Genomic DNA, 1,317 nt, shown 5'->3' on the forward strand with positions numbered 1-1,317 from the left:
GCGTCGCCCACGTCGTGAGCGAACTTGAACTGCCACTTGTCGTTGAACAGCACGATCTCGAGCCCCGTGAACGACAGCTTTTCGCGGGTGGAGAACGTCAGGCGGTGAACGCTGAAGTTGCGCAGTTGCATCGCCAGCGCGCCGAACTGATGCTTTTTAGCAAAGGTCGCGAGTCCGTCGAAGGTTGTGACCACCGACTGCTGCGACGAGTAATAGACCTCGCGCTCACCTTTCGAGCGAAACGACGCTTCGGACGAGACACGCTTTTCCAAGATCACCGCGCTGCTGGTGCGCTTGATCTCGGTATCGGGCTTGAGCCAGAAGCCGTTGATGATGGCTTTCGCAGCCTGCTCGAATGCGACTCGCTCGCCAGCTTCGCCGCCGAACGTCCGCTCGAGGTGTTGCCAGAAGCCGTCCAAGTCAGGGATCTTGTTTTTCCTCAGATCCTCTTCAATATCGAGGCCGCATCGATCGAGTTCGCGACTCTGGTCGATCTCGATTCTGCCGCCGGCGGGCGCGAACTTGCGGCTTGCCTCCATCACAAGCCGGGACAGCACCCTACGACAGAACGTGTTGAGCTCGCGTTCGACCTTGTATTCGCTGCGCACTTCCATCGCCGAATACTCGGACAGTCCGTCAGCAAAGACATCGCGCTCCGCCTGAACGACAGCGTGATATGCCACGGCTGCTGCCGCTTGGGCCGTCTTGAACTGCTCGATCAATTGCGTGTACATGCGTTGCTCCAAGAAATGAGCAGGCGCACGCCCGCAAAGGGGACATGCCCCTGCGGGTTGAGAAAAGAGATTGATTGCGCGGCGAGCTTGCTAAGCGCCGCATCGTCGATGCGCTAGAAGCGCGGGTGATAGTGCAACAGTACATGCACGAGGTTCCGCCGCTGACACGAAAGGCGATCTTTTCATGGTGCCTTTCGTGCTCAGGCCTGGAAACCTTATCCACAGTTTCTGTGGCTAACCTTGGGGATAACCTCAGCCGCCGCCCGATGTTTGCGATACATCTACGGTCGGCGGAGCGCGCGCATCCACCTCAAAAGGCGCAACGATTTCGGTCCCTTTCGCCGTTCCGCCGCTGGCCTGCTGAGATCAGAATTTCCAGGTGCACGCGCGTGCGTGCAATCCCTTCGAGCACGTCCATGAAAGTAAGTCACATTGCGACCATCGCGTTCCTTAGTGTCTCAGCCATCGGCATGACCGGAGCGGTCAGCGTTGTCGCGCGCCAATTCACGATCGAACGTTCAGCCGTCCAGGTCGTTGTTGATACCAGCATCGCCGCACGACTTCAGGGCTTGTCCGACGCGAT

1 protein-coding gene is annotated in these 1,317 nt (G+C 58.7%); it reads right to left on the reverse strand.

The genetic code is table 11. The annotated features are described in order from the left end of the window. Positions 1–734: hypothetical protein (locus NCT32_RS32100; protein ID WP_250491221.1), on the reverse strand; the 734-nt coding region annotated here is incomplete at its 3' end. Between the last annotated feature and the right edge of the window lie 583 nt (positions 735–1,317).

Source organism: Caballeronia sp. INML2 (assembly GCF_023631365.1).
GTDB classification, from domain to species: Bacteria; Pseudomonadota; Gammaproteobacteria; order Burkholderiales; family Burkholderiaceae; genus Caballeronia; species Caballeronia turbans.